The following is a 6,699-nucleotide window of genomic DNA, read 5'->3' as shown; positions in this document are numbered from 1 at the left end:
GTCGCCTCGGCCAGCGGGCAGGGTTGGCCGCCGGCGTCCGGGGTGGTGACCCGGGTGGCCCAGCGGCGGCCGGCCGGCACCACGGGGAGTCCCGCCCCGGCGAGGACCCGGCGGGGCGGGTCGACCAGCACCAGCCGGCTGCCGGGCGGCAGGTCGGTGAGGGCTGCCAGGGTGTCCGGGTGCACGAGTTCCGGCGCCGGCACGAAGAGGGTCGCCGGACCCGGCCCGGTGGCCAGCAGCGCCGGCAGGGTGTCGGTCTCCCGACGTACGGTCACGCCCTGCCCGCGCAGCGCGTCGGCGAGCCGGCTGCCCCCATCGTCCCCGGTGGCGACCGGGGACAGGAAGCCCCGGTCGGCCGGGTCGGGCTGGTCCACGGCGTGGAACACCATGCTGGCCACGATCAGCAGCACGGCCAGCCCGAGCGGGATCAGCAGCCGGTGCCGGCGGCGCCGGGGCCGGGCGGGCGCTTCCGCGTGGGCCGGGTCGAGGGTGACGGTCACCGGTGCTCACCCTCCCCGGCCAGTACGTGGTGCAGCTCGGCGGCGTGTCCGCGCATCGCCCGGTCGTGCTCGACGGTGGCCGGTCGCTGCGCGTACCAGAGGTCGGAGAAGATCGCCCCGGCGGCGTGCAGGGCCGGCCGTGTCGCGGGCCGGACGTGCGCCGCCGCGGTGGTCAGCTCGGTGACGGTCATCCCGGCCCGCGGCTCGACCACCCGCCGCTCCACCAGCTCGCGGACCATCTCCCGCAGCCGCTCCCGGACCGCCTCCGCGTACCGGCCCTCGGCGGCCAGCCGGTCGGCCAGGCTGGCGTGACCGGCCGCCACCGGTTCCGGGGCGCGTGGGGTGGGCACCGGGGGCGACTCGTCCGCCGGGCCCGCCTTCCGCCGGCGACGCCGACGGGGCAGCTTCGGGCGGCGCAGCCGGGGGAACCGCCACCGGGCCAGCCGCCACCGGGGCAACCGGCGGGGCACCCAGGCCGGGAAGAAGTACCAGGCCAGCCCGGCCAGCAGCGCGGCGAGCAGCAGAAGCAGGGCGGCCAGCGGCAGCGGTACGGCATCCCCGAGCGCGGCGACCGTCTCGGTCCACCACCGGCTCACCGGGGCACCGCCAGCAGGGCGGGCTCCGGAATGCCGGCCGGGGCGCGGGAGAGCCGGATGTCCAGCCCCTCCGTGCGCATCCGGGTCTCCAGGTGCAGCACCGCGTCGAGGCAGGCCAGCGCCGGGTACGCGACCGCGTTCACCCCGGCCCAGGCCACCGTGGCGACCGGCAGCGCCCACGCGTGCAGGTCGAAGAGACCGAGCAGCGTGAGGCCGTACCAGAGGCCGAGACCGATGCCCAGCCGGATCACCCACCAGCCCAGGTAGCCGAGGAGCCGGATGGCCCCGGCCCGACCGACGGCCCGGACCGCCAGCCGCAGCGCCCGGCCCGGCACCCGGCGCCCGGGCACCCGGTCCACGGCGACGACCGGGACCACCGCGCCGAGCAGCCCGTACGCGACGAACCAGGCCGGCCCGGCCAGCCCGGCCAGGCCGACGGTGAGCCCGACGGCCGCCGCGAACAGCACGGTGGCTCCCCAGCGGGCGTCCCGGAACAGCTCGCGGACCCCGGCCCGGCGGCCCAGCAGCGCCGCCCCGGCGCCCCGGGCGGCGGGGTTGCCCAGCACCGCGATGATCGCCGCCTCGGTCCCGGCCCCCACCGCGAGCAGCAGCCAGTACCAGCCAAACCGGTGATCGTGGAACCACCACTCCGGCGGCCGGGCGGCGGCCAGGGCGCGCAGCGGGTGAAGCAGCAGCTGCTCGCCGAGGGCCAGCAGGACGCCGAGGGGGAGCAGCAGCCGGGCCTGGCCGCGCAGCAGCAGGACGGCCGAGTCCAGCAGCTCGCCCACCGTCAGGGGGCGGCGCGGGAGCACGGCGGTCGGGCCGACGTCGGGCACGCGTACTCCTGGCGGCGTCTGTGGTGGCGGGCGGGGCGCGCCCGGGGGATCATGTTTGCACGGCCGGTCCCGTTCCGGCTGACCCGCACGCCGGTGGCGCGCCACGCGGGCGGTGCGGGTCGCCGGCTGTGGTGCGGGGCCGCCCGCCGCAGTACGGTGCCGTGATAACGCCCAACCCTCCGAGATGAACGGGGATGGAACGATAAACCCCATGAGAGCCCGGGTACTGGTGGTCGACGACGACCCCGCGCTCGCCGAGATGCTCGGCATCGTCCTGCGCAGCGAGGGCTTCGTGCCCTCGTTCGTCGCGGACGGGGAACGGGCGCTGGCCGCGTTCCGTGACAGTCGGCCCGACATCGTCCTGCTCGACCTGATGCTGCCGGGAATGAGCGGCATCGACGTGGCCCGGGCGATCCGGACCGAGTCCGGCGTGCCGATCGTCATGCTGACCGCCAAGAGCGACACCGTCGACGTGGTGCTCGGGCTGGAGTCCGGGGCCGACGACTACGTCGTCAAGCCGTTCAAGCCCAAGGAGCTGGTGGCCCGGATGCGGGCCCGGCTGCGCCGGGGCGAGGACGTCGCGCCCGAGCTGCTCACCATCGGCCCGCCCGGCAACCAGATCACCATCGACGTGCCGGCGCACACGGTCAGCCGAGACGGCGAGGAGGTCAAGCTGACCCCGCTGGAGTTCGACCTGCTGGTCGCGCTCGCCCGCAAGCCGCGCCAGGTGTTCACCCGCGAGGTGCTGCTGGAGCAGGTCTGGGGCTACCGGCACGCCGCCGACACCCGGCTGGTCAACGTGCACGTCCAGCGACTGCGCGCCAAGATCGAGCCGGATCCGGAACGGCCGGAAATCATCCTCACCGTGCGGGGCGTGGGCTACAAGGCGGGTACCGGATAACCTGGGTCGCACTGTGGTGACCTCCCCGCCCCCCGATTCGTCGACCGCCCGCCGGCTGCGCGCCGCGCGGGCGCTCTGGCGCGTCCTCGCCGGACGCGCGGCCCGGCTGGCGGGCGGTGTGCACCAGGCCTGGCGGCGTTCGCTCCAGCTGCGTGTGGTGACCATTACCCTGGTCGCGTCCAGCCTGCTGGTGGGCGGCTTCGCCTACCTGATCGCGGACAAGATCACCAATATCCTGCTGGAGAACGCCCAGACCGACGTCCGGGTGCGGCTGCAGAACGGCAGCGCCTACGCGGCGGGGCAGTTTCAGGCCTTCAACCAGCCGCAGGAGGCCCAGTTCCAGGACACCATTGATGGCACCGTCAACTATCTGGCTGGTGGCGATCCGACGCAGACCAGCGGCGTGGTGGTGGCGATCACCGGGGACAACTTCCCGCCCGGGACCATCGGTCCGCATGCCTCGCCGGACGTCCAGGTACGCCCGCTGATCGGTCAGGAGCTGCGGGCCTCCGTCGCGGCCGGCAACGTCGCCCACCAGATCCGCACCGGCACCCTGGGCGGACAACGCACCAAATACCTCGTGTACGGCTCACCAGTGCCGACCAAGTTCGGGCAAGTCGAGCTCTACTACCTCGTGCCGCTGGCCCGTCAGGACGCCACCGCGGCCGACGCCCGTGCCACGGTGGTCGCCACCGGCGCCGCCCTGGTGCTCCTGCTCGGCCTGCTCGCCGCGCTCGTCACCCGGCTGGTCGTGACCCCGGTACGGGTGGCCGCCCGCACCGCCCAGCGGCTCTCCGCCGGCCTGCTCGACCAGCGGATGGTGGTCAACGGTGAGGACGACCTCGCCCTGCTGGCCGCCTCGTTCAACCAAATGGCGACCAACCTGCAACGGCAGATCCTTCGGCTGGAGGAGATGTCCCGGCTGCAGCGCCGGTTCACCTCCGACGTCTCCCACGAGCTGCGGACCCCGCTGACCACGGTCCGGATGGCCGCCGACCTGATCTTCGCCGAGCGGGACGAGTTCGACCCGGCGGTCGCCCGCAGCGCCGAGCTGCTCCAGGCGGAGCTGGACCGGTTCGAGGAACTGCTCACCGACCTGCTGGAGATCAGCCGCTTCGACGCCGGCTTCGCGGTGCTCGACTCCGAGCCGACCGACCTGGTGCCGGTGGTGCACCGGGTGGCCGAGCGGCTGCAAGGGCTGGCCGAGCGGGTCGGGGTGACCATCGAGCTGGACGTGCCCGACACCCCGGTGATCGCCGAGGTCGACCCGCGCCGGGTCGAGCGGGTGCTGCGCAACCTTGTCGGCAACGCGGTCGAGCACGGCGAGGCCAAGCCGGTGCGGATCACCCTCGGGATGGACCAGAGCGCGGTGGCGGTCACCGTGCGGGACCACGGCGTCGGGCTCAAGCCGGGCGAGGAGAAGCTGGTCTTCAACCGGTTCTGGCGGGCCGACCCGTCCCGGGCCCGGCAGACCGGTGGCACCGGGCTGGGCCTGTCGATCAGCCTGGAGGATGCCCGGCTGCACGGCGGCTGGCTGGAGGCGTGGGGCGCGCCCGGCCAGGGCGCCCAGTTCCGGCTCACCCTGCCGGCCCGGGCCGGCGACCGGCTGACCACCTCGCCGCTGCGACTCGTGCCGGCCGACGCGGCGCTGCCGTTCGGCGGTCCCCGCGTCCCCGGCCCGCTCGCCATCGGGCCGGGCAGCGAGGTCGGGGCGCTGGCCATCGGCCCGGTGGAGGGCAGAGCCGAGGTGACCTCGTGAGGCGCCCGCTGCTGGCCGTGCTGCTGGCCGGAATGCTGCTGGCCGGCTGCGGCATCCCCGAACAGACGGACGTCCAGGTCGACGGCCGGCTGGGGCCGTCGGCCGGGTCCGGCTCGCTCGCCGCGGGTGGCAGCCAGCCGCCGACCCGAACGACGAGTAGCGAGCCCAAGCAGTTCATCGACAACTACCTGGCCGCGGCGGCGGGCGACCGGGACCAGGCGTACACCCGGGTCAAGGATTTCCTCGCGCCCGAGGCGAAGGACAAGTTGCGGGCACGGCAGAGCAGCGAGATCGAACTGACCGTGGTGCGGCTCCGGGACACTCCGGAGGACACCCTGCTGAGCAATGATGGCCTGCGCGAGGTACGGGTCAAGGTGCAGCAGGTGGGTGTATTGCAGTCGAACGGCACCCTGGCGCCGCCGGTGGCCAGCGACAGCGAGTACGTCTTCCAGCTGCGTCCGGCCGAACCGCCCGGCCAGGGACTGTGGATCACCGACCTGCCCAACGTGCTGCTGCTCACCGACAGCGCCCTGCGGAGCTACTACAAGCCGCACACCATCTACTTCTGGAACTCCGACCAGAGCCGCCTGGTCCCCGACCAGCGCTACCTGCCGTTCGGCTTGCCCACCGAGCGGCGGGTGACGGAGGTGGTCAGCTGGCTCACCGCGGGGCCGCCGGACTGGCTCGCATACGGCGTGAGTCGGCTGCCCGACGGCACCGCGCGGATCGACAACGCCACCGGCTCGGATGGGCATTGGGAGATCAACCTCAGGATGCCCGGGGTCAACGATGCCAAGCTCGCCAAGCTGGCCACCCAGCTCGCCTGGTCGTTGTCCGACCTTACCGGCCAGCTCGATCTGAAGATCCAGAATCAGAAGCGGCGGACCATCGATCTCAAGGGCGAGCGGGCGGCCCGGCCGGCCTATCCGCAGGGCGGAAGTCCCGAGCGGTTCGCCGTCTACGACGCCGCGATCCACCCGCTCGCCCTCGGCAACGAGATGGTCGGTGTGGTGCCGCTGGCCGCCGACGACAACAAGGACGTGGTCTCCGCGGCGCTCAGCCGCGTCGACGATCAGGTGCTGGCCGCGCTGGTGGTCGCCAAGGCGGACCGCCGGCAGCGGCTCAAGGTGGGCTTCAGCCCGGAGCCGGTCAGCGTGTTCAACAGCAGCAAGGACTGGTACGCCTCGCTCGGCCGGCCCACGTGGCTCCGCTCCGTGGACGCGAATCACCCGGCCGGCCTGGTGGTGGCCGACGGCAGGCTCTACCGGTTCGACGGCGACGCGACGATGACCCTGGTTCCGCTGACCCTGTCCCGTCCGGTCACGGCGGTCGCCGGCTCCCTCGACGGGCATCGGATCGCCCTCGTCAGCGACGGCACACTCTATGTCGCCTCGGTGAGCGTGGAAGGTGACGTAATCACCGTGAACCAGCCCCGACGGCTGGCCACCCGGCTCACCGGCGTCACCGCCGTCGACTGGATCACGGAGAACGAATTGGTCTTCGCCGGCAACGACAAGAGCGGCCGGCGGGCGATCTACCAGACCTCGGTGGACGGCGCCCTGGACACCGCGCTCAAGGAGGACGTCGGCGCCGAGGTGACCCACCTGTCGGCCTACCCGGGCGGCGCGTCCGGCGCCGTACCCTCCCTCTCCTACATGTACGAGGCCAAGATCGCGTACCGGAACAACGGGTTCGACACCATCAAGCGGGAGCAGGTGGTGCCCTCACCGGCGGCGGGCGCCAAGGTGTCAAACGTGACCGCCCCCTTCTTCTACTACTGAGCGAGCCTGCCAGTGAGCGCGCTGTGGTCGGACCTGACCGACCTGGTGCTGCCCGCCGCATGCGCTGGCTGCGGCGAACGCGTTCCCGGCCTGCGGCGCGGCTTCTGCCCGCGCTGCGTGGCCGAGCTGGAGTCGCTGCGGCCCACGCCGACGAGCCCCGATCCGTGCCCGCCCGACCTGCCGCCCTGCGTCGCCCTCGGCCCGTACGCCGGGGCGCTGCGCGCGGGGCTGCTGGCGTACAAGGAGCGGGGCCGGCACGGGCTGGCCCGGCTGCTGGGCGCGTTGCTCGCCGAGGTGGTCGCGGCGGCCGTGGGGCCCGCCGGGCC

The 6,699-nt window shown here is 73.7% G+C and carries 6 protein-coding genes and 1 pseudogene; 4 read left to right on the top strand and 3 right to left on the bottom strand.

The genetic code is table 11. The annotated features are described in order from the left end of the window. From ACWEVO_RS25925 to ACWEVO_RS25915, 3 genes are all read right to left on the bottom strand, one after another. A partial coding sequence (locus ACWEVO_RS25925) for a DUF4350 domain-containing protein (RefSeq protein ID WP_452310113.1) occupies positions 1–500 on the bottom strand: 500 nt, incomplete at its 3' end. Then, the gene (locus ACWEVO_RS25920) at positions 497–1,096 is read right to left on the bottom strand and encodes a DUF4129 domain-containing protein (RefSeq protein WP_452310112.1); all 600 of its coding nucleotides are present in this window, start codon (positions 1,094–1,096) and stop codon (positions 497–499) included. The genes ACWEVO_RS25925 and ACWEVO_RS25920, both read right to left, overlap by 4 nt. Next, entirely contained in the window at positions 1,093–1,932 is an 840-nt protein-coding gene (locus tag ACWEVO_RS25915) for a hypothetical protein (RefSeq protein WP_452310111.1), read from the bottom strand. Before ACWEVO_RS25915 ends, ACWEVO_RS25920 begins: the two co-directional genes overlap by 4 nt. Before the next feature lie 211 nt (positions 1,933–2,143). On the opposite strand from ACWEVO_RS25915, the gene mtrA reads away from it, so the two are divergent. The 4 genes and pseudogenes from mtrA to ACWEVO_RS25895 all read left to right on the top strand — a co-directional run. Further along, on the top strand, positions 2,144–2,833 hold the full coding sequence (gene mtrA, locus ACWEVO_RS25910) for an MtrAB system response regulator MtrA (RefSeq protein WP_265004980.1): 690 nt from the start codon (positions 2,144–2,146) through the stop codon (positions 2,831–2,833). 55 nt (positions 2,834–2,888) lie between these two features. Beyond that, positions 2,889–4,592, top strand: a complete 1,704-nt coding sequence (gene mtrB / locus ACWEVO_RS25905) for an MtrAB system histidine kinase MtrB (protein ID WP_452310115.1) — start codon at positions 2,889–2,891, stop codon at positions 4,590–4,592. 32 nt (positions 4,593–4,624) lie between these two features. Next, entirely contained in the window at positions 4,625–6,373 is a 1,749-nt protein-coding gene (locus ACWEVO_RS25900) for an LpqB family beta-propeller domain-containing protein (RefSeq protein WP_452310114.1), read from the top strand. Positions 6,374–6,385: 12 nt separating this feature from the next. Beyond that, a pseudogene (locus tag ACWEVO_RS25895) lies at positions 6,386–6,699 on the top strand (ComF family protein); the annotation flags it as partial.

It is taken from the genome of Micromonospora sp. NPDC003776 (assembly GCF_053605645.1).
Note: the sequence above shows the minus strand (reverse complement) of the source record. Positions and strands in the feature narration are given on the sequence as shown.